The 20,866-nt window shown below is 71.3% G+C and carries 18 protein-coding genes; 12 read left to right on the top strand and 6 right to left on the bottom strand.

The window, feature by feature from the left end:
- Positions 1-208: 208 nt before the first annotated feature.
- From hemL to ccsB, 7 genes are all read left to right on the top strand, one after another.
- Positions 209-1,528, top strand: a complete 1,320-nt coding sequence (gene hemL, locus OG933_RS19405; RefSeq protein ID WP_405628009.1) for a glutamate-1-semialdehyde 2,1-aminomutase — start codon at positions 209-211, stop codon at positions 1,526-1,528.
- 110 nt (positions 1,529-1,638) lie between these two features.
- On the top strand, positions 1,639-2,286 hold the full coding sequence (locus OG933_RS19400; RefSeq protein WP_362518374.1) for a histidine phosphatase family protein: 648 nt from the start codon (positions 1,639-1,641) through the stop codon (positions 2,284-2,286).
- A 255-nt stretch (positions 2,287-2,541) separates the two neighbouring features.
- On the top strand, positions 2,542-3,855 hold the full coding sequence (locus OG933_RS19395) for a hypothetical protein (RefSeq protein WP_405633442.1): 1,314 nt from the start codon (positions 2,542-2,544) through the stop codon (positions 3,853-3,855).
- 66 nt (positions 3,856-3,921) lie between these two features.
- Positions 3,922-4,554: a TlpA disulfide reductase family protein gene (locus tag OG933_RS19390; RefSeq protein ID WP_020130082.1), complete on the top strand. Its 633-nt coding sequence runs from the start codon at positions 3,922-3,924 to the stop codon at positions 4,552-4,554.
- A gap of 1 nt (position 4,555) precedes the next feature.
- Positions 4,556-5,326, top strand: coding sequence for a cytochrome c biogenesis CcdA family protein (locus OG933_RS19385; protein WP_020130083.1), 771 nt, complete (start codon positions 4,556-4,558; stop codon positions 5,324-5,326).
- Positions 5,327-5,329: 3 nt separating this feature from the next.
- Positions 5,330-7,066 (top strand): cytochrome c biogenesis protein ResB, encoded by a 1,737-nt coding sequence (locus OG933_RS19380; RefSeq protein ID WP_405628005.1) that lies wholly within the window; start codon positions 5,330-5,332, stop codon positions 7,064-7,066.
- Positions 7,063-8,157, top strand: a complete 1,095-nt coding sequence (ccsB, locus tag OG933_RS19375; RefSeq protein WP_362518192.1) for a c-type cytochrome biogenesis protein CcsB — start codon at positions 7,063-7,065, stop codon at positions 8,155-8,157. The genes OG933_RS19380 and ccsB overlap by 4 nt, the downstream gene beginning before the upstream one ends.
- 66 nt (positions 8,158-8,223) lie before the next feature.
- Here the strand turns inward: ccsB and OG933_RS19370 are convergent, their stop codons facing one another.
- The 4 genes from OG933_RS19370 to OG933_RS19355 all read right to left on the bottom strand — a co-directional run bounded on the left by OG933_RS19370 (position 8,224) and on the right by OG933_RS19355 (position 13,556).
- Entirely contained in the window at positions 8,224-9,780 is a 1,557-nt protein-coding gene (locus OG933_RS19370) for a hypothetical protein (RefSeq protein ID WP_405628002.1), read from the bottom strand.
- Between the two features lie 25 nt (positions 9,781-9,805).
- Positions 9,806-11,986 carry a hypothetical protein gene (locus OG933_RS19365; protein ID WP_405628000.1) on the bottom strand — a complete coding sequence of 727 codons (2,181 nt, stop codon included), beginning with the start codon at positions 11,984-11,986 and terminating at the stop codon, positions 9,806-9,808.
- A gap of 120 nt (positions 11,987-12,106) precedes the next feature.
- Positions 12,107-13,105, bottom strand: a complete 999-nt coding sequence (locus OG933_RS19360) for an isopenicillin N synthase family dioxygenase (RefSeq protein ID WP_405627997.1) — start codon at positions 13,103-13,105, stop codon at positions 12,107-12,109.
- Positions 13,098-13,556 (bottom strand): nucleoside deaminase, encoded by a 459-nt coding sequence (locus tag OG933_RS19355; RefSeq protein WP_362518180.1) that lies wholly within the window; start codon positions 13,554-13,556, stop codon positions 13,098-13,100. The genes OG933_RS19360 and OG933_RS19355 overlap by 8 nt, the downstream gene beginning before the upstream one ends.
- Positions 13,557-13,773: 217 nt before the next feature.
- Here OG933_RS19355 and OG933_RS19350 point away from each other — a divergent pair, with 217 nt between their 5' ends.
- Positions 13,774-14,559, top strand: a complete 786-nt coding sequence (locus OG933_RS19350) for a CDP-alcohol phosphatidyltransferase family protein (RefSeq protein ID WP_020130090.1) — start codon at positions 13,774-13,776, stop codon at positions 14,557-14,559.
- Here OG933_RS19350 and OG933_RS19345 read toward each other — a convergent pair.
- Positions 14,498-15,379 carry a MerR family transcriptional regulator gene (locus tag OG933_RS19345; protein ID WP_405627993.1) on the bottom strand — a complete coding sequence of 294 codons (882 nt, stop codon included), beginning with the start codon at positions 15,377-15,379 and terminating at the stop codon, positions 14,498-14,500. The genes OG933_RS19350 and OG933_RS19345 overlap by 62 nt on opposite strands.
- Before the next feature lie 172 nt (positions 15,380-15,551).
- On the opposite strand from OG933_RS19345, the gene OG933_RS19340 reads away from it, so the two are divergent.
- On the top strand, positions 15,552-16,898 hold the full coding sequence (locus OG933_RS19340) for a S8 family peptidase (RefSeq protein WP_362518173.1): 1,347 nt from the start codon (positions 15,552-15,554) through the stop codon (positions 16,896-16,898).
- Positions 16,899-16,999: 101 nt separating this feature from the next.
- On the opposite strand, the gene OG933_RS19335 is transcribed toward OG933_RS19340, so the two are convergent.
- On the bottom strand, positions 17,000-17,413 hold the full coding sequence (locus tag OG933_RS19335) for a PLD nuclease N-terminal domain-containing protein (protein WP_362518170.1): 414 nt from the start codon (positions 17,411-17,413) through the stop codon (positions 17,000-17,002).
- A gap of 164 nt (positions 17,414-17,577) precedes the next feature.
- Between OG933_RS19335 and OG933_RS19330 the strand changes: the two genes are divergently transcribed.
- The 3 genes from OG933_RS19330 (at position 17,578) to OG933_RS19320 (ending at position 20,763) form a co-directional block, all read left to right on the top strand.
- Positions 17,578-19,035, top strand: coding sequence for a menaquinone biosynthesis decarboxylase (locus OG933_RS19330; RefSeq protein WP_405627991.1), 1,458 nt, complete (start codon positions 17,578-17,580; stop codon positions 19,033-19,035).
- Entirely contained in the window at positions 19,032-19,934 is a 903-nt protein-coding gene (gene mqnP, locus OG933_RS19325) for a menaquinone biosynthesis prenyltransferase MqnP (RefSeq protein WP_362518165.1), read from the top strand. Before OG933_RS19330 ends, mqnP begins: the two co-directional genes overlap by 4 nt.
- Positions 19,935-20,091: 157 nt before the next feature.
- On the top strand, positions 20,092-20,763 hold the full coding sequence (locus OG933_RS19320) for a UbiX family flavin prenyltransferase (protein ID WP_362518162.1): 672 nt from the start codon (positions 20,092-20,094) through the stop codon (positions 20,761-20,763).
- Positions 20,764-20,866: the final 103 nt, after the last annotated feature.

The following is a 20,866-nucleotide window of genomic DNA, read 5'->3' as shown; positions in this document are numbered from 1 at the left end:
TGCGTTGAAACACCTGTCCGCAGGATCTTCGCAGCCACTGGACACACGGTCGGTGTGAGCTACGTCTATCAGGGCCGTTCCGACTCAGTTTCGCAGATCGGTGAAGCGGATGACGGCCCCGTCGGCCCCGACCGCCCCTGGCCTACCCTGGGAGGTCACTGACAACCGGAGTCCAGCAAGTCGGAGAAGGTCGGAGAAGTCGCAGGTCATGAGCGAACTGCCCTATTCATACGATGCGCCTGTATCGCAGGCGCTGTTCGACCGTGCGTCCGCCGTCACGCCGGGGGGTGTGAACTCGCCGGTGCGCGCGTTCCGTGCCGTGGGCGGCACGCCCCGGTTCATGGTGTCCGGCACCGGCCCGTACCTGACGGACGCCGACGGCCGGGAGTACGTCGACCTGGTCTGTTCCTGGGGGCCCATGATCCTCGGGCACGCGCACCCCGAGGTGATCGCCGCCGTGCAGGAGGCCGTCTCGCGCGGCACCTCCTTCGGTACGCCCGGTGAGGGCGAGGTCGCGCTCGCCGAGGAGATGGTCGCCCGCATCGAGCCCCTGGAGGAGGTGCGGCTCGTCTCCAGCGGCACCGAGGCCACCATGTCGGCGATCCGGCTGGCCCGCGGGTTCACCCGGCGCACCAAGGTGATCAAGTTCGCCGGCTGCTACCACGGGCACGTCGACTCGCTCCTCGCGGCGGCCGGCTCCGGGGTCGCGACCTTCGCGCTTCCCGACACCCCCGGCGTCACCGGCGCCCAGGCCGGCGACACCATCGTCCTGCCGTACAACGACCTCGAGGCCGTGCAGGAGGCCTTCCACCGGCACCCCGGCGAGATCGCCTGTGTGATCACCGAGGCCTCGCCGGGCAACATGGGAGTCGTGCCGCCCCTTCCCGGCTTCAACCAGGGGCTCAAGGACGCCTGCCAGAACAACGGCGCGCTCTTCATCTCCGACGAGGTCATGACCGGGTTCCGGACCAGCCGGGCAGGCTGGTACGGGATCGACGGCGTGCGGCCCGATCTCATGACCTTCGGGAAGGTCATGGGCGGCGGCTTCCCCGCCGCGGCCTTCGGCGGGCGGGCGGACATCATGGCGCACCTCGCCCCCGCCGGGCCCGTCTACCAGGCCGGCACCCTCTCCGGGAACCCCGTGGCGACCGCCGCCGGGCTCGCCCAGCTGCGGCTCCTCGACGACGCCGCCTACGCCAGGATCGACGACGTCTCCACCCGGATCCAGTCCCTGGTGTCGGAGGCGCTGGCCAAGGAGGGGGTCGCGCACACGCTTCAGAGCGCCTCCAACATGTTCTCCGTCTTCTTCACGGACCGGCCGGTCCGTGACTACGACGACGCCAGGGCGCAGGAGTCGTTCCGCTACACCGCCTTCTTCCACTCGCTGCTGGCGAACGGCGTGTATCTGCCGCCGTCGTCCTTCGAGTCCTGGTTCGTGTCCACGGCCCACGACGACCAGGCCGTCCAGAGAATCGCCGACGCCCTCCCGGCGGCGGCCCGAGCGGCTGCGGAGGCCACAGCGGCATGACCACCCCGGAGAACGCCCCCGAGAACGCGCCCGACAAGGCCTTCGAGGACGCCCTCGAGAACGCCTTCGAGAAGACCTCGGGCAACAAGGACCTCACCGTCGTCCACCTCATGCGGCACGGTGAGGTCGACAACCCGGACGGGGTGCTCTACGGCCGTCTCGACGGCTACCACCTCTCCGAGCTGGGCCGGCAGATGGCCGACCGGGTCGCCGAGCACCTCGCCTCCCGCGACGTCACCTACGTCGTGGCCTCCCCGCTGGAGCGGGCGCAGGAGACGGCGACGCCGATCGCCAAGGCGCACGGGCTCGACCTGGCCACCGACGCGCGGCTCCTGGAGGCGGAGAACGTCTTCCAGGGCAAGACCTTCGGTGTCGGGGACGGGGCGCTGCGCCGGCCCGAGAACTGGAAGCACCTCGTCAACCCGTTCAGGCCGTCCTGGGGCGAGCCGTACGTCGACCAGGTCGTCCGGATGATGGGTGCGCTGGACGCGGCCAAGGACGCGGCCCGGGGGCGGGAGGCGGTGCTCGTCAGTCACCAGCTGCCGATCTGGATCGTGCGGTCCTACGTCGAGCGGCGGCGGCTGTGGCACGACCCGCGCAAGCGGCAGTGCACGCTCGCGTCGCTGACGACCTTCACGTACCAGGGCGACAGGATCGTGTCCGTCGGCTACAGCGAGCCCGCCATCGATCTGGTGCCCGCGCATCTCCGGGCCGGCGCCAAGCCGGTGCAGGGGAAGAGCAAGGCCTTCGGGGCGTAGGCCCACCGCCCGGCCGGACCCGCCCTCCGGGTCCGGCCACCGGGTCCGCCGCCTCCGGGTCCGGCCACCGGGTCCGCCGCCTCAGTGTCCGACCACCGACCTCGGCCACCGTGTCCGGCCCCCGGAACTCGTGGCCGGCTGCCGTGGCCGAAACAAGCCCCTCTGTTACGGAATCCGGAACTATCGGCGGAACCTCCTCGTTCGTCACGTCCTCTGAATGGGTGACCATCGGAAAATGTGACGAACGGGGTTGCCATGCGCGCCATCACCCGAAGGGGAGCACTCGGACTCGGCGCCGGGGCCGCCGCCGCTGCCGGACTCGTGGGCTGCGGCAGCCTCACGAACTCGGACGGGCCGAGCACCCCCGGTGGTTCCAGTGGCTCCGGCAAGCCCTCCGGCAGCCCCAGCCCGAAGGTCACCGCCCGCCCCATCGGCGACGGCTCCACCTCCTTCACCGGCAAGCAGCTCCACCAGCCGGCCAAGCCCGTGCCGCTCCAGCCCGGCGAGGAGCCGCCGCAGTTCGTCGTCTTCTCCTGGGACGGGGCAGGCGAGGTCGGCAACGGACTCTTCACGCGCTTCCTCGACCTCGCCAAGGAACACGGCGCGAGCATGACCTTCTTCCTCTCCGGGCTCTATCTGCTGCCCGAGTCGAAGAAGCGGCTCTACGACCCGCCGAACAACCCGCGCGGCGCCTCCGACATCGGCTACCTCACCGACGAGCACGTCAGGATGACGCTCGACGGCGTCCGCCGCGCCTGGCTCGAGGGGCACGAGATAGGCACCCACTTCAACGGGCACTTCTGCTCCGGGAACGGGACCGTCGGCAACTGGACGCCCAAGCAGTGGCGCAGCGAGATAGACCAGGCGAAGTCGTTCGTGAAGGAGTGGCGGACCAACACCGGCTGGAGCGACCTGCCCGCGCTGCCCTTCGACTACGACAAGGAACTCGTCGGCGGCCGGACGCCCTGTCTGCTCGGCCAGGACAATCTGCTGCCCACCGCCCGCGCCCTCGGCTGGCGTTACGACGCCTCCTCGCCGGGCGGGCGTCAGGTGTGGCCGCAGAAGAAGGACGGGCTCTGGGATCTGCCGTTGCAGCAGATACCTTTCCCCGGCCGCGGTTTCGAGGTCCTCTCGATGGACTACAACATGCTCGCCAACCAGTCGATCAACTCGACCAAGGCGCCCAGCCACAACTACCCGGGCTGGCGGCAGCAGTCCTCGCAGGCGTACATACAGGGATTCAAGCGGGCATTCGAGACGAACCGCGCACCCTTCTTCGTCGGCAACCACTTCGAGCAGTGGAACGGCGGCATCTACATGGACGCCGTCGAGGAGGCCTTCAAGCACATCGCGCGCGAGAAGGAGAAGGGCGCCGACGTACGGCTGGTCTCCTTCCGGCAGTTCGTGGACTGGATCGACGTCCAGAAGCCGGAGGTCCTCGAGAAGCTGCGCACCCTCGACGTCGGGCAGCAGCCCGCCGGGGGCTGGAAGACGTTCCTGGGCGCGAGCACCCCCTCCGCGTCCACCTCCGCCTCGACCTCCGCGGGTACCGCCGCCAACGCTGCCTGAAATGGGGTTTTCTCCCCGCAAGGGGGGTGCGCAAGATCCCCAGAACGGGCATGCGAAACTTTTCACATGAGTGCCGCCAGCCGCACCCCCCTGTGCTCGACCAGCCGGAACCGTTCGCGCCGTGCCGCCCTGACCGCGGCCGCCGGCGGAGCCGTCGCCGCACTGCTGCTGTCCGCCTGCACCTCCGGAGGAACCGCCGGAGGAGGCGGTGACACCAACTTCGTGATGGGCAAGGACGGCATCTCCACCGCGAAGAAGGGGACCCGCGCCGCGGCCCCCGACCTGTCCGGCAAGAGCGTCGCCGGAGGACAGCTCGACATCGCCGCCTACAAGGGCAAGGTCGTCGTCCTCAACGTGTGGGGCTCCTGGTGCGCTCCGTGCCGTGCCGAGGCGCCGGGCTTCCAGAAGGTCTACACGGACCTCAAGGGCCAGGGTGTGCAGTTCGTCGGCATCAACACCCTCGACACCAGCAACGACAACGCCCTCGCCTTCGAGAAGCAGCAGGGCATCACCTACCCCAGCCTGTCCGACCCGAAGGGCAAGCTGCTGCTGCGCTTCAAGAAGGGCACGCTCAGCCTCCAGGCCATCCCCTCCACGCTGGTCATCGACCGGGAGGGCAAGATCGCGGCCCGGTCGCTGGCCGCGCTCAGCGAGGACAGGCTGCGCAAGATGATCGCGCCCGTCCTCGCGGAGAAGTGACGTGAGCGCGGTCACCACGCTCGCCGCGACGGGTTACAACGACACCGTGCTCAACGGCGCGTTGCTGGTCGCGCTGCCGATCGCGCTGCTCGGCGGGCTCGTCTCCTTCTTCTCGCCGTGCGTCCTGCCGCTCGTCCCCGGCTATCTGTCGTACGTCACCGGCGTCGCCGGCACCGACCTCGCCGAGGCCCGCCGCGGGCGGATGGTCGCCGGTGCCTCGCTCTTCGTCCTCGGCTTCACCGCCGTGTTCGTCTCCAGCGGGGCCCTGTTCGGCTACTTCGGCGAGAACCTCCAGGCCAACCAGGATGTCCTGTCCAAGGTGCTGGGGGTGCTCATGATCCTCATGGGCGTCTTCTTCATGGGGCTGATGCCCTGGATGACCCAGCGGGAGTTCCGCTTCCACAAGCGGCCCGTCGCCGGGCTGGCCGGCGCCCCGCTGCTCGGCGCGCTGTTCGGCATCGGCTGGACCCCGTGCATCGGCCCGACCCTCGCCTCCGTGATCGCCCTCTCCTCCCAGCAGGGGAGCGCGGGCCGCGGTGCCATACTGACCGTCGCCTACTGCCTCGGCCTCGGTGTGCCCTTCGTGCTCGCCGCGGTCGCCTTCCGCAAGGCGCTCGGTGCCTTCGGCTGGGTCAAGCGTCACTACGCCTGGGTGATGCGGATCGGCGGCACGATGATGATCGTGACCGGTCTGCTGCTGCTGACCGGTGCCTGGGACCGCCTTGTGCAGGACATCCAGTCCTGGTCCGTCGGCTTCACTGTGGGGATCTGATTCATGAGCAAGAGCACCGTCGGCCCCGCCCCGGGCGAGACCCCGGCCCCCTCCGACGAGCAGGATCTCGGCGCCGCCGGCTCCCAGCTGTCCACCGCGCCCGTGGACACGCTGGCCAGTGGACCCGCCCTGGGGGTCATCGGCTGGGCCCGCTGGTTCTGGCGGCAGCTCACCTCCATGCGGGTCGCGCTGCTGCTGCTCCTGCTGCTGGCGCTCGGCGCGATCCCCGGTTCGCTGATCCCGCAGTCCGGCACCGACGAGACGAAGGTCGCCGAATTCCGTCAGGCCCACGGGACGCTCGCGCCGGTCTACGACAGGCTCGGCCTCTTCCACGTCTACAGCTCGGTGTGGTTCTCCGCGATCTACATCCTGCTGTTCGTCTCCCTCATCGGCTGCATCGTGCCCCGCACCTGGCAGTTCGTCGGTCAGCTGCGCAGCCGCCCGCCGGGTGCGCCGAAGCGGCTGACCAGGCTGCCCGCGTACACGACCTGGCGCACCGACGCCGAGCCGGAAGAGGTCCGTGCGGCCGCGCTCACCCTGCTGCGCAGGCGGCGCTTCCGCGCCCACCTGGCCGGGGACGCCGTCGCCGCGGAGAAGGGCTACCTCCGTGAGGTCGGCAACCTCTCCTTCCACATCGCGCTGATCGTGATGCTGATCGCCTTCGCCTGCGGCCAGCTCTACAAGGCCGAGGGGAACAAGCTGGTCGTAGAGGGCGACGGCTTCTCCAACACCCTCACCCAGTACAACGACTTCAAGTCCGGCAACCTCTTCGGCACCGACGACCTGAACCCGTTCAGCTTCACCCTGGACAAGTTCACCGGCACGTACGAGACCTCGGGTCCCAACACGGGCACCGCACGCACCTTCCAGTCCGCCCTCACCTACAGCGTGGGCGCCTACGGCAAGGACAAGAAGGCCGTCGTCAAGGTCAACCACCCGCTGGAGATCGACGACTCGAAGATCTACCTCACCGCCCACGGCTACGCGCCCGTCATCACCGTCCGCGACGGCAAGGGCAACGTCGTCTACCGCGACGCGGTGCCGCTGCTGCCGCTCGACTCCAACATCACCTCCAGCGGTGTGATCAAGGTCCTCGACGGTTACCGGGACGCCAAGGGCGTCGGTGAGCAGCTGGGCATCTCGGCCTTCTTCCTGCCGACGTACACCAAGGGCAGCGAGGCGGCCTCGACGTTCCCGGCGCTGCGCAACCCGGTGCTGAACCTGACGCCGTACCACGGCGACCTCGGCGTCGACTCGGGCATCCCGCAGAGCGTGTACCAGCTCGACAAGTCGCACATGAAGGAGTTCAAGGACTCCAAGGGCGCTCAGCTGCGGGACAACCTCAAGCCCGGCGAGACCATGACCCTCCCGAACGGCGCCGGCTCGGTGACCTACGAGGGCACCAAGGAGTGGGCGAACTTCCAGGTCACCCAGCAGCCCGCGAGCGGCTGGGCGCTGGGCGGGGCCATCGCCGCGATCTTCGGTCTCGCCGGTTCCCTGTTCCTCCAGCGCCGCCGGGTCTGGGTGCGCGCGGTGCAGGGCGACGACGGGGTGACGGTCGTCGAGATGGGCGGACTCGGCCGCAGCGAGTCGGCCAAGGTGCCCGAGGAACTCGGCGACCTCGCCGGAATCCTGTACGACCAGGCTCCCTCGACCCCGGACCCCGACACCCCCGGGCCGTCCGCATCCTCCGCATCCCCCGAACCCGAAGTCGTACCTGCCGAAGGGGCTGAGAAGTGACTCTCGCCGCCACCACGGAGCTTGCCGCCGCCACCAACGAAAACCTCGCGAGCATCAGCAACACGCTGATCTACTCCGCGATGGCCGTCTACACCCTGGCCTTCTTCGCGTACATCGCCGAATGGCTCCTCGGCAGTCGCAGCAAGGTCGGCCGTACCGCCGCCGCGCTCACCGCCACGACCGCGGCCAAGGGCCCGGCCGTCACGGCCAGGAAGGAGGGCGGGACGGCCGTCCTGGAGCGGCCGCAGGTCGTCGTGCGCTCCGCGGCCGGCGCGCGCGACGTGCCCGACGGGCCCGGCGCGCACGGCGGTGACGAGCAGGGCGACATGTACGGCCGGATCGCCATCTCCCTCACGGTGCTCGCGTTCCTGGTCGAGCTGGGCGGCGTGATCGCCCGCGCGGCCTCGGTGGAGCGGGCGCCGTGGGGCAACATGTACGAGTTCAACCTCACCTTCTCCACGGTGGCCGTCGGCGTGTACCTCGGGCTGCTGGCGCTGAAGAAGAACGTGCGCTGGCTCGGCCTGTTCCTGATCACCTCGGTCCTGCTGGACCTGGGTCTCGCGGTCACCGTCCTGTACACGGCGAGCGACCAGCTGGTCCCGGCGCTGCACTCGTACTGGCTGTACATCCACGTCTCCACCGCGATCTTCTGCGGTGCGGTGTTCTACGTCGGCGCGGTCGCCACGATCCTGTACCTGTTCAAGGACGCCTACGAGAACAAGCTGGCGACCGGCGGCAAGCCCGGTAAGTTCGCCAACTCGGTCCTCGACCGGCTGCCCGCCTCGGCCTCGCTCGACAAGTTCGCCTACCGCGTCAACGCGGCCGTCTTCCCGCTGTGGACGTTCACGATCATCGCGGGCGCCATCTGGGCGGGCGACGCCTGGGGCCGCTACTGGGGCTGGGACCCGAAGGAGACCTGGTCGTTCATCACCTGGGTCGCCTACGCCTGCTACCTGCACGCCCGCGCCACGGCCGGCTGGAAGGGCCGCAAGGCCGCCTACCTGGCCCTGATCGCGTTCGGCTGCTGGCTGTTCAACTACTACGGCGTCAACATCTTCGTCTCCGGAAAGCACTCGTACGCGGGCGTGTAGCCGCCCCACGGCGAAGGCCGGTCCCGTGACCCAGGGTCACGGGACCGGCCTTTTTCCGTCGAGCCGTCAGGACGGCGGCAGGCACTCCGTGGTCGGGGGCTTGCCCTCCGGCCAGGCGATGCGGACGAAGCGGGAGCCGCCGTCGGGATGAAGTTCCACGATCGGTACGGCCTTGTCGTACGGATTGCCGTGCACGTCCAGGCAGATCCAGCCGCTCGCCCCGCTCACCCGCAGCGAGCCCTTGACCTGCGGCCACTGGAGGCCGACGTCCGCGAGGGGCGGGACGGTCGCGCCGTCGGGCGTGGCCTCGCGGATGCCGTGCACGGCCAGCGTCATCGCGTCGAATCCGATGATCAGCTGGCCGTCCTCCAGGGCGATGTCGCCGATCGGGCCGACCGGCTCGCGGGCGCTGCGGGCGAGGAGGTCGGTGAGGACCTTCGCGTCCGCCGCCGAACCGCCCCGCAGTGTCACGGGGGCGTTCACCCACGCGTCCGGATGGGCGAGCGAGGTGTAGCGGACGGAGAGGTTGTGGGTGAGGGCCGTGCGGTCCAGCTTCTTGTCGCCGGACAGGTACGAGCCCTCGTCGCCCGTCAGCACCGTGAACTTCCGGTTCTGGCAGCCGCGCGTGCCGAGCGCGTTGACGAACTGCCGCAACTGCGTGTGCCGGCCCGCGAACAGGATCGTGTCGGTCTCCGCGGAGGTGTCGCACACCAGGTGGGTGATCTGCCGGAAGGTGTTCGCCGTCGTCCCCTCCTGGGTGCGGTCGGCGGGCGGGGTGAACGGCTGCGGCTCGTAGGGCGAACCCTTCAGCAGCGCGGCGAACGACGTCTGGAGCGTCCGCGTGTACGGGTCGCCCGGCTTGTCGTACACCAGCAGGGCCCGGCCGGCGTCGACCTTGGCGAACGAGGCCAGGGCGCGTGCCTCGTCCGTGTTGGTGGGGGAGACCCGGGCCAGGCCGGGGAAGGGGTCCTTGCCGTGCTGCCCGTTGGCGAGGTTGTCGGCGGTGATGGAGGCGCCGACCACCGGGATGCCCCGCCGGGTCAGTTCCGCCACGGCCTTCTTGTTGTTGTCGGTGCTCTGCCCGACCCCGGCGACCGCGCGCAGCCGGTCGGCCCCCTTCGCCATCCGCTCCAGTCGGTCGACCATGGTCTCCCAGTGGTCGCTGGTGGCACCCGGGTTGGCGAGCACCAGGCGGATCGCCGGAGCCTGGCCGTTGGAGGTGTGGTTGGCCTGCCACTGGGCCAGGTAGGCGCCCTGCACCTCGTGCTGGATGTCGCTGAGCGTCGAGGGGGTGGAGGCGGTGTACGGCAGCATCAGCGCGACGGTGACGTAACCGCCGGCCTTGAGCCGGTCGTTCTCCCGGTCGATCGCCCGCACCGCGTCCCGCAGCTGGGGATGCCCGAAGTCGTACGCGCCCGTGGCCACGCCCACGCACTCGTCGCTGCCGGCCGGACGGGCCACCCCGGGCGCGCAGGACCGGTCCTCGTCGGTGACCGCCCGCACGGCGAAGACCAGCCCGGTCAGCACGGCGGCCGTGATCAGCAGTGCCAGATAGCGGTAGAGGCGGATCTCCCAGATCTCCCGCAGCCACCGCACCAGCGGGCTTCTGACTCCGTCGGCCATCACGCCACCCCGTCCCCGTCGGCCATCACGCCACCCCGTCCCCGTCGTCCGGTCCGTGCCCGTCGCCGTCCGTGTCGCCGTCGTCGTCCTCGGCCGGGATGCGCAGCGGACGGCCCGCGAGGGCGTCCCGGGGCCAGGTCTGGGAGGTCGCGAACAGCAGCGCGCCCCCGGCGGGCCGTTGGTCGGACAGCTGGAGCAGCTCGAACTCCAGCCGCCCGCACACCTTCGGGTCCGGCAGTACCAGCGGGTCGGTCACCTGCCAGACGGCGTGCAGCAGCCGCCGTATCCGCAGGTGGAGGGCGGCGTTCACGCCCTCCGGCGGCTCCTGGCCGGCGTCCGTGCGGCCCAGCGCGATCGCCGCCCGGCGGTCGCCCCGGCCGTCGAAGTCGCGGCCTGCCGCGTCGTGCGCGTGGAAGTAGGGCGCGGACGCCAGGAACCGGAGGGTCTCCAGCCAGGTGCGGGTGCGCAGGCCGGCGAACGTGTCGCGCAGGTAGGCCACCGCGCCGGCCGTGTCGCCGAGCGCCAGCTCGTGGTAGAGCCGGTAGCGGGCGTGGGCGGGGTCCTGGTCGTCCGGGTCCTGGCCGCCGGCGTGGGTGTAGTGCCGGATCAGGGTCTCGTGCACCTCGCGCCACTTGGCGTGGTCGGCGGGCCGGTGGTGCAGCCGGAGCAGCAGCAGGGTGCGGGCGAAGGGGTCGCCGACGAAGTGGCCCGGCGCGGCCGGCAGCCCCTCCGCGGCGAGCCGCGCCCGCAGTGACCGGACGCCCGACGAACCGAAGTCGTCGGGGAGTTGGGCGTCGGCGAGGGCCACGGCGGAGTCGTGGTCGTGGGCGGCCGCGAGGACCGTCAGCTCGTCGAGCCGGTCGGCGGGGACCAGGCGGCCCAGCAACTCGGCGTAGGCGGGCCTGCCGTCGTCGGCCTGCCCCTCCTCCAGCCTGACCTTCGCGGTGAGCAGCCGCCCCAAGGAGGCCGCCCGCCCGGGGTGTTGCCGGGCGGCGGTCGCGAGCAGCACGATCCCGAGCGGGTTGCCGCCCGTCAGCCGGTGTGTGGCGTGCGGGAACCCAGGCGGCGGCTCGGTGTCGTCGCAGACCGCGCCGACCATGTGCAGGGTGTCGTCGGGGGACAGCGGCGGCAGCGGTACGAGCAGTGCCCGCGAGGAGGGCGAACTGCCCGGCTCCCAGTCCGTGGCCCGGGCCACCTCGGGCAGTTCACGGCGTACGGCGTCGCCGAGCGCCGGATGGCTCGCGCCGCGTACCGTCGCCACCCACACCACCTGGTCGGCGACCCCGTCCGCCCGGTCCCGCAGGACGGCGTCCAGCAGCCCGGGGCCGGGGCCGCTCCGCGCGTTGTCCAGCAGCACGAGCGGCCGGCCCAGCCGGGTCAGATGCGAGCCGAGCCCCGAGTAGGCCTCTGCCAGGTCGGCGAGCAGCGCCCGCACCAGCCAGCGCTCGGCGTGTTCGCGCGAGGTGCCGCCGGCCCGGAAGTTCCCGGCGAGCAGCAGCAGTCCCCGCTTGGCGTTGCCGCCCGCGTTCGGATACGAGCGGTACCAGGTGGCCGGTTTCTGCTCCTTGCGGTGCGTGACGCCCTCGGAGAGCGCCTCCAGGGTGGCCTCGACGGTCGCCGCGACGAACGGGCCCCCGCCGCTCGCCGCCGCGATCACCTTCGACGCGACCTTGGCCGCCCACCGCCCGGCCAGGCTGAACCGGGAAGCGCGCTCGTTCAGCAGCAGGATCCGCACCAGCTCCCGCCGGATGCGGTCGGAGTCGGTCCGGCCGCTCCAGTCGCTGGCCCGGACCGCCACCAGCCCGGCCGTCAGCCGCGGAAAGGTGAGCTGCCCGGCCGCCCGCACCGGTTCCGTCAGCTGCTCGGCGACGACCAGCAGCGCCTGCCAGACCGGCGACCAGGACTCGGGGCTCTCCTCGTGCGGCGGCCGCGCGAACTGCTCGTCCTCGCAGTCGATCAACGCGACCGGGGTACGTCTGCGGGCCTCGCCCCTGCGGGTGTGTTCCGTGTAGGCGTCCCACAACTCGGCGAGCACCGCGCTCTTGCCCAGACCCCGGCCGCCCGCCAGCACCAGCAGGGGCGGCCCTGCGGGGTGTTCGGGTTTCTCCGCGTGGAGCTCGTACGGACGGATCCCCACGAGTCGCGGTACGAGACCGGCCGGCTCGACGTCGAACAGCGCGCCACGCCCGTACAACCGTCTGTGCACCGCGCACCTCCCCCAGGGCTCGGTTCCCAACGCAAGGGTAAGGAGAGGGAGTTGGTAAGTGCCAGATCGCATGGTGTCCGTTGGGTCACGAAACTTCCGGACGTGAGCGGAATGAGGCCGTCATTCCACCGTGATCGAGTCCAGTTTCTCCCGCAGATACACATGCGAGTCGACCGCCTCGTACGCCACCCGGCCGACGGGCGCCGGGACGGACTCCACGAGCGTCCCCGGGGTGCACTCGCCGAAGTAGACGAGGGACATCAGCTCCTCGGTCGGCGCGTCGGCCGGGGGCGGCAGTACGCGGTGCCTGCCCGAGCGCCACCGGTCACCGGTCCAGCGGGCCATCAGGTCACCGATGTTGATGGTGAAGGCGTCCGGGTCGAAGGGCGCGTCCTCCCAGCCGCCCTCGTCCGTCCAGACCTGGAGCCCGCCCCTGCCGGCCTGCCGGTCGAGGATGGTGACGGTGCCGAAGTCGGTGTGCGGGCCGATCCGGAACTGGCCCGGCTGCGGCTCCCCGACGACCTCCGTACCCGGATACCAGTTGATGTTGAAACCGTAGGTCGGGTGGTCCATGTGCCGGGAGAAGAAGTCCGCTCCGAGGCCGAGGGCCTCCCCGAGCAGGGAGAGCAGCTGCTTCTCCAGTTCACCCATCCGGGTCAGGTACTCCTCGCACAGCCCCCGGAGCTCCGGCACCTCCGCGGGCCACACGTTCGGGGCGTACCACTCCGCGTTGACCACCGGGTCGTCGAAGGGCTCGTGCGTGGCGAAGGTCAGGGACTCCTTCAGGTCCGGTGGGGTCTTCGTCCCCTCCGAGTACCCGTTGGCCTCCGCGCCCGGCCCCAGCCAGCCGCGGCCCCCGACCTTCGCGCCGTAGGCCTGTTTGACGTCGGCGGGCAGCACGAAGAACGCCCGGGCGGCCTCCCGGATGCGGTCGCGCAGGGCGGGGTCGACCCCGTGCCCGGTGACCAGCAGGAACCCGGCGGTCCGCAGGGCGTCGTCGACGGTACGGGCGATCGCGGCGCGGGCGTCGGCGTCGCCGGAGAGCCACGGCCCGAGGTCGATGGCCGGGATACGGGAGGTGCGGGGGGCGCGGGGGGTGCGGGCAGGGGGGTTACTCACCGATGTCCTCGTTCCAGAGAGCCGGGTTCTTCGCGATGAAGTCGCGCATCAGGGCGATGCACTCGGAGTCGTCGAGGAGCACGATCTCGACGCCGTGCTCCGCCAGCCAGTCGTGGCCGCCGTGGAAGGTGCTCGCCTCGCCGACGACCACCCGGGAGATGCCGAACTGGCGGACCAGCCCGGAGCAGTACCAGCAGGGGGACAGGGTGGTCACCATCGTCGTGCCGCGGTACGAGCGCTGGCGTCCCGCCGCGCGGAAGGCGGCCGTCTCCGCGTGCATCGAGGGGTCGTCGTCCTGGACGCGCCGGTTGTGGCCGCGGCCCAGCAGGGTGCCGTCCGGGCCGTGGAGCGCGGCGCCGATCGGGATGCCGCCCTCGGCGAGACCGGCCCGCGCCTCTGCGACGGCGGTGGCGAGCCACGACCGTGCCGTCGCCTGATCCACCCGATCCATACGGTCCTCCTCGACAGGGTGCGTGTCTTCACCCCGATCCGTTCCCGGAGGGATCCGCGCCGACGCGGGCGCTCACGCGATCGTGTGGCCGGGCGGGGCGGGACACCGCTTTCGACCGGGCCGGAATCCCCCGGGAAATGTCCGGGAGCGGGTCAAGTAACCTGTGCCGATCACCGCCGCAGGCGCGGCAGTTGAGCCCCGGGCGGAAGGAAAGTTCATGGTTGCTGCTCCTGTTCTGGAGGAGCTGCGGGAGGTCTGCCAGCCGCAGGCCAAGCTCGCCAGCCGCAACGGCGAGCACTGGGCGGGACGCCTCTACATGCGGCGCGTCTCGCTGCGGTTCACCCGCCAGCTGGTGCGCACCCGGGTCACCCCGGACCAGCTGACCTGGACGATGGTGGTGTGCGGGGTGCTGTCCGGCGCCGCGCTGCTCGTCCCCGGTCTCGCGGGGGCCGTGCTCGCCGCGCTCCTGATGCAGTTGTTCCTGCTCTTCGACTGCGTGGACGGCGAGGTCGCCCGCTGGAAGGGACAGAACAGCGCGACCGGCATCTACGTCGACCGGCTCGGCGCCTATCTGGCCGACGCGGCACTCATGATCGGCTTCGGCTTCCGGGCCGCCGAGTCCGGCCTCGGCGGCTGGGCGGGCTTCAACGGCTGGGTGTCGCTGGGGCTGGCGACCGCGCTCGGTGTGGTGCTGCTGAAGGCCTCGACCGACCTGGTGGACGTGGCCCGGGCCCGGCGCGGCCTCGCCGTCGCCGACGACGAGGCCACCGCGCCCCGCTCCCAGGGCGTCGCCTCGCTGCGCCGGCTCGCCGCCGCCTTCAAGATCCACCGGGTCACCAACGGCATCGAGGCCTCCCTGGTCCTGCTGGCCGTGGCCGCCCTGGACGCGGCGACCGGCGGGGTCGGGCCCACCCGCTGGGCGCTGGCGGCCATCGCCGCGATCACCTGGGTGATGGTCCCGGCCCACCTGCTGTCGATCCTGTCGTCCTCCCGGCTGCGGTGACCCGGGCGAGGTAGCCGTGGAGGGCGCCCGCGCCCTCCAGCATCGCGTGGGTGCGGGCCGTCAGCGCCTCCCCGCGGGCCGTGAGCGCCGCCCGCAGGGGCTCGCCGCCGCCCTCCCGGCGCAGGCCCTCGAGCACCGGGCGGATCTGCCGGAACAGGTAGTGGCCGCGTCGCAGGGAGTCGACCACCCGGGCGTCGCGCACGTCGGCGGGGCCGAACACGCGGTATCCGGTGCCCCGTTGACGCGTCGGGCTGAGCAGCCCGGCCGCCTCCCACACGCGCAGCGCCGACGTCCGTACGCCCAGCAGCGCGGCGACCTCGCCGATGCGCAGGCCGGAGCGGGGTGTCGCCGGGGGCGGTGCCCCGGCCTCCCGCCGCGTCCGCGCCGTGACCGGCGGTGCCGGGCCCAGCGCTTCCAGGGTCTCGCCGGTCGCCCGCAGCGCGCCACGCTCCTCGTGCAGCGCGGCGTGCGCGGCGTCCACGAGGGCGAGGGCGGCCGGGACGTCGCCGGCGTGCAGGGTCCGCATGATCCGGGCCGCCACCACGGGCCCGTACCCCTTCACCAGCGTCCGGTAGGTGGTGAGCGCCTGCCGGTGGACGTCCGTGAAGGTGCGGTAGCCGGACGCCGTGCGCTCGGCCGGCGGCAGGACGCCCGCCTCCTCGTAGTTGCGGATCTGCTGGGTCGAGAGCCCGGCGAGGCGGGCGAGGTCGACGGAGCGCAGCGGGCGGCCGGCCGCCGGGCCGGACCTTTTGGGCTCGGTGACCGTCGCGTCCTGCGTCAACTCGGCGGTGGCCTGGCCGCTTTGCTGCTCGGGGCTCATCGAACGGCTGTCCTCGGTCGCGCTGCTGTCGGCGTCAGCGTAGCCCGCGCGGCCGATCAGGTGATTCGACGATCGGTCCGGGTGATCCCGAGTGAGTCGCCTCCGGGGAACATGCGGCCGCTCCTATTGTCCTACCTTGTCGATCTTCGGTGTGCAGGGTGTGGAGGATTTGGTGCGAAGACTCGGAAAGATTCCGCTCCGTAACGGTTTGGTCGCCTGTGCCGCGCTGTCGGCCCTCACGGCCGCCGCGGTCGTGCCCGGCTCCGCGCAGGCCGCCGAGCCCGCTCCGGCGGAGCGGTGGATCGTGCAGCTCAAGGACACGGTCACCGATCCGGGCAAGGTCGCCGAGGAACAGGCGAAGGGACAGGCGTCGGACGGCGGGAGCCGGCTGCGCCATGTCTTCGACGCCACCGTGGACGGGGCGACTCTCAAGGGCTACGCCCTGGAGGCGACCGCGGACCAGATCGAGGCCATTCGCGCCGACCCGCAGGTCGCCTCGGTCGAACCCGACCAAACGGTGTCCCTGCCCGAACCGGTCGCCGGTTCCTCGCTCCAGGCGCCGCGACAGCGGACGGGCAAGCCGGACGGGGGCGGTGTCGCGTACAAGGGCGACCCGCTGCTCGCCGGGCAGTGGGGCCTGTTCCGGATCGGCGCCGTGGCGGGCTCCGAGCACGGATTCCGGGTGCCGGAGGCCGCCCGGGTCGGGGTGGCGGTGCTGGACACCGGCGTGGACGCCGGTCACCCGGACCTGCGGGTGGCCGGGAACGCCAACTTCAGTACCTCGCCCGGCGCGAACGACCTCCACGGCCACGGAACGCACGTCGCGGGCATCATCCAGGCGCTCAACAACGGCATCGGCGCGGAGGGCACCGCCCCCGGCACCCGGTTGTGGAACGTCAAGGTCCTGGGTGACAGCGGCTCGGGTCTCTTCTCCGACCTCATCGCGGGCCTGAACTGGGTCGCCCAGAACGCGAAGGCGAAGAACATCCGGGTCGCCAACCTGAGTCTGGGAACCTCGGTGGACAGCCCGCTGGTGCACCAGGCCGTCCGGCTGGCCACCCAGGCGGGCGTCGCCGTGGTGGCCTCCGCGGGCAACGCCGGTACGACCGCGCTGAACTACCCGGCGGCCTACCCGGAGGCGATCAGCGTCGCCGCCACCACCGTGTTCGACCAGCGGGCGTCCTTCTCCAACTACGGAGCGTCGTGGGTGGACATCGCCGCCCCGGGCGCCGACATCCTCTCCACACTCCCCACCCGCGCCACGCCGCTGGGCGAGGACTACGGCTTCCTCTCCGGCACGAGCATGGCCGCGCCCTTCGTCACCGGCTCCGCCGCGGTGTGCCTGACCTCCGGCCACTGCAAGGGCAACGCCCGCGACATCCTGCGCACGCTCGGCCGGGACGCCCGGCCCGTCGCCGGCACCGGCTCGGACTACCGGTACGGACTCGTCCAGGTCGGCTGCTACTGGCAGCACGCTCCCCAGTGCTCGCCCAGGTCCGTCGAACACGACGCCGCCTAGGATCCGTCCCCGCCCCGGGGTCGCCCGTTCCGGCGGCCCCCCTCGCGTCCACGCCCCGGCGCCCGCGTCTCACCGAGACCGCAGGGCGCCGTCGGCGTGTCTCAGGCCTGCGGAGGCTGGGGGTCCTCACCGGACTCGCGGCGCTTCAGCTCGTCCTCGCGGCGGCGCAGGTCGGCCTCCCAGTCCTTGAGGAGAGCCTCGTCGTCCTTCTTGTCCTCTTCCTTGTTCTCCTTGAGGGACTTGAGGAACTCGGGGTTGTCGTCGGGCGCGACCCACTCGGCGCGTCGGCCGCGGGACGACTCGGCCGGAGCGTTACCGCCCACGGGCGCGCGGCGCGCCTTGCCTGCCACCAGCCAGGCGACCGGACCGACGAGCACCTCGCCGAAGAGCAGGATGATGATGACCCAGACCACCTTCGGCAGCCCCCGCACCTCCTCCTCGGGGGTGTTGAGGCAGTCGATGAAGGCGTAGATCCACAGCGCCAGTACCAGCAGGAACGGCAGATACCTGAGCATGGTGGCGGGTTCCCCCAGGAGACGGTGACGGCGACGGGGGCGCGGGAGCGCCCCGGTGACCGGGCCAGGGTAGCGGGTGGCGGAAAACGTTCCCGCGAGGCGGTGCGGGGGCGTAGTGCGGGGCGCGCGTCGGCGCCGGACGGGCCTCGGCGATACTGGGACACATGGCTTACGACGATCTTCGTTCCCTGCTCAGGGCACTGGAACGCGAAGGCGACCTCAAGCGCGTCAAGGCTGAGGTCGATCCGTATCTGGAAGTCGGGGAGATCGTCGACCGGGTCCAGAAGTCCGGTGGCCCCGCGCTGCTCTTCGAGAACGTGAAGGGGTCGAGCATGCCCCTCGCGATGAACGTGTTCGGCACCGACCGACGGCTCCTGAAGGCTCTCGGCCTCAAGTCCTACGCCGAGATCAGCGAGAAGATCGGCGGACTGCTGCGGCCCGAGCTGCCGCACGGGTTCGTCGGCGTCCGCGAGGCGTTCGGCAAGCTCGGCGCGATGACGCACGTCCCGCCGAAGAAGGTGAAGCCCCAGGACGCCCCCGTCCAGGAGGTGGTCCTGCACGGCGACGACGTCGACCTCGACGCCCTCCCCGCCCTCTTCACCTGGCCGCAGGACGGCGGCTCCTTCTTCAACCTGGGCCTGACGCACACCAAGGACCCGGAGAGCGGGATCCGCAACCTCGGCCTGTACCGCCTCCAGCGCCACGACAAGCGCACGATCGGCATGCACTGGCAGATCCACAAGGACAGCCGCAACCACTACCAGGTCGCGGCCCGCAAGGGCGAGAGGCTCCCCGTCGCGATCGCCTTCGGCTGCCCGCCCGCCGTGACGTACGCCTCCACCGCCCCGCTCCCCGGCGACATCGACGAGTACCTCTTCGCCGGCTTCATCGCGGGCAAGCGGATCGAGATGGTCGACTGCAAGACGGTCCCGCTCCAGGTGCCGGCGCAGGCGGAGGTCGTGATCGAGGGCTGGCTGGAGCCGGGCGAGATGCTGCCGGAGGGCCCGTTCGGCGACCACACCGGCTTCTACACCCCGCAGGAGCCGTTCCCCGCCCTGAAGATCGACTGCGTGACGATGCGCAAGCGTCCGCTGCTCCAGTCGATCGTGGTCGGCCGGCCGCCGACGGAGGACGGCCCGCTGGGCCGTGCCACGGAACGCTTCTTCCTCCCGCTGCTGAAGATCATCGTCCCGGACATCGTGGACTACCACCTGCCCGAGGCCGGCGGCTTCCACAACTGTGCGATCGTCTCGATCGACAAGAAGTACCCCAAGCACGCGCAGAAGGTCATGCACGCGGTCTGGGGCGCCCACATGATGTCCCTGACCAAGCTGATCGTGGTCGTCGACGCGGACTGCGACGTCCACGATCTGCACGAGGTCGCGTGGCGGGCGCTCGGCAACACCGACTACGCCCGCGACCTGTCCGTCGTCGAAGGCCCGGTCGACCATCTCGACCATGCCTCCTACCAGCAGTTCTGGGGCGGCAAGGCGGGCATCGACGCGACGCGGAAGTGGCCCGAGGAGGGGTACACGCGGGACGGGGGCTGGCCGGAGATGGTGCTGTCCGACCCGGATACGGCGGCGAAGGTCGACCGCCGCTGGAAGGAGTACGGCCTGTGAGTTCCGCTTCCGCGGCGCTGCCGCAGCCAGGACGCACCAAGGCCTTCCTGCGGCTGGTGATGATCGAGCACTCGGTCTTCGCGCTGCCCTTCGCCTACATCGCCGCGCTGACGGCGATGTTCCAGACCGACGAGAACATCCACTGGGGCAGGCTGCTGCTGGTCACCGTCTGCATGGTGGGCCTGCGCACCTTCGCCATGGCGGTCAACCGGATCATCGACCGCGAGATCGACGCCCGTAACCCCCGCACGGCACACCGCGAGCTGGTGACGGGCGCGATGTCGGTGCGGCACGCCTGGACCGGCGCCCTGATCGCCCTGGTGATCTTCCTGGGCGCGGCGGCGCTGCTGAACCCGCTCTGCCTGGCCCTGGCTCCCATCGCGGTGATCCCGATGGTGGTCTACCCGTACGGCAAACGCTTCACGAACTTCCCGCAGGCCATCCTCGGCCTGGCGCAGGCGATGGGCCCGATCGGCGGCTGGCTGGCGATCACCGGCGAGTGGTCCTGGGACGCGGTGATCCTGGGCCTGGCGGTGGGCATCTGGATCGGCGGCTTCGACCTGATCTACGCCTGCCAGGACGTGGAGACGGACCGCGAGGTCGGCGTCATGTCGGTCCCGGCCCGCTTCGGCATCCCGGCGGCGGTCTGGGGGGCGCGGGTCTGTCACGCGATCACGACGGCCCTGTTCGTCTGGTACGCCCTGGCCACCGACGCCGGCGCCTTCTTCTGGTTCGGCCTGGTGATCGTCGCGGGGGCCTTCGTCTACGAGCACACGATCGTGCGGCCCCACGACCTGACCCGCCTGAACAGGGCGTTCTTCTCGACGAACGGGTTCATCGGCATCAGCCTGTTCGGGTGCGCGCTGATCGACCTGCTGGTGCGGGGGCTCACCGTCTAGGGCCGGGCGGTCCGTGTGATCCGGCCATGTACTCCGTCCGGGTGAACGGGCGGGCGCAGGGAGCGAAGGGGGCACGCGGGCTCCGGGGCCGACCGGTCCTGAAGACCTCTCCGCCCACCGGTACGCTCAAGGTGTGAACGCAGGAGAAACGCAGCGCGTGCCTTGGATCGTGGGGGTGTCCGGGGCGTCCGGTACGCCCTATGCCGCCGCTGTGCTGCGCGCGCTGCTCGCCGCGGGAGAGAGCGTCGACCTGGTGGTCAGCCGGGCCTCGCGGCTCACCCTGCTCGACGAGACGGGGATCTCCTTCCGGGACGCGCACTGGCGCGACGACCTGCGGGAATGGCTCGCTCGGGGGGCCGACGGGAAGCCGGGCACCTTCGATGTGGACCTCGACGGTGAGGGCGGGGGCGACCGGGTGCGGTACTGGGCGGCCGGGGACCTGGCCGCCGGGCCCTCCTCCGGGTCGTACGCCACGAAGGGCATGCTGATCGTGCCCGCCTCCACCGCCTGTGTGGCCGGGGTCGCCCTAGGGCTCTCCAAGGACCTCCTCCAGCGGGCGGCGAGCGTGACGCTCAAGGAGCGGCGTCCGCTGGTCGTGGCCGTACGGGAGACCCCGCTGAACGGGCAGACCCTGCGTCATCTGGTCGCCCTGGACGAGGCGGGCGCGAGCGTCGTGCCGGCCTCCCCGGCCTTCTACGCGGGCGCCACCCACATCCAGGACCTGGTGGACTTCGTCGCCGGGCGGGTCCTCGACGCGGCGGGCGTCGGGCACGGGCTGTACCGCCGCTGGAAGGGCGAGATCGGCGGCGGCTCCCGTCCTCCCGCCTGAGCGTCGGGCGGCACGGACGGCGCGGGCGGCACGCACCACCGCTCCAGGAACACCGCTCCAGGAAACCGCTTCAGAAACACCCGTTTCAGAAACACCCGCTTCA

The organism is Streptomyces sp. NBC_00016, assembly GCF_045040885.1.
Lineage (GTDB): Bacteria > Actinomycetota > Actinomycetes > Streptomycetales > Streptomycetaceae > Streptomyces > Streptomyces coriariae.
Note: the sequence above shows the minus strand (reverse complement) of the source record. Positions and strands in the feature narration are given on the sequence as shown.

What these genes read in the sequence shown, in the direction of transcription:
- hemL (WP_405628009.1), top strand. Translation starts at nt 209, where the DNA reads ATGAGCGAACTGCCCTATTCATACGATGCGCCTGTATCGCAGGCGCTG.
- OG933_RS19400 (WP_362518374.1), top strand. Translation starts at nt 1,639, where the DNA reads ATGCGGCACGGTGAGGTCGACAACCCGGACGGGGTGCTCTACGGCCGT.
- OG933_RS19395 (WP_405633442.1), top strand. Translation starts at nt 2,542, where the DNA reads ATGCGCGCCATCACCCGAAGGGGAGCACTCGGACTCGGCGCCGGGGCC.
- OG933_RS19390 (WP_020130082.1), top strand. Translation starts at nt 3,922, where the DNA reads ATGAGTGCCGCCAGCCGCACCCCCCTGTGCTCGACCAGCCGGAACCGT.
- OG933_RS19380 (WP_405628005.1), top strand. Translation starts at nt 5,330, where the DNA reads ATGAGCAAGAGCACCGTCGGCCCCGCCCCGGGCGAGACCCCGGCCCCC.
- OG933_RS19370 (WP_405628002.1), bottom strand. Translation starts at nt 9,780, where the DNA reads ATGGCCGACGGAGTCAGAAGCCCGCTGGTGCGGTGGCTGCGGGAGATC.
- OG933_RS19355 (WP_362518180.1), bottom strand. Translation starts at nt 13,556, where the DNA reads ATGGATCGGGTGGATCAGGCGACGGCACGGTCGTGGCTCGCCACCGCC.
- OG933_RS19350 (WP_020130090.1), top strand. Translation starts at nt 13,774, where the DNA reads ATGGTTGCTGCTCCTGTTCTGGAGGAGCTGCGGGAGGTCTGCCAGCCG.
- OG933_RS19345 (WP_405627993.1), bottom strand. Translation starts at nt 15,379, where the DNA reads ATGAGCCCCGAGCAGCAAAGCGGCCAGGCCACCGCCGAGTTGACGCAG.
- OG933_RS19335 (WP_362518170.1), bottom strand. Translation starts at nt 17,413, where the DNA reads ATGCTCAGGTATCTGCCGTTCCTGCTGGTACTGGCGCTGTGGATCTAC.
- OG933_RS19330 (WP_405627991.1), top strand. Translation starts at nt 17,578, where the DNA reads ATGGCTTACGACGATCTTCGTTCCCTGCTCAGGGCACTGGAACGCGAA.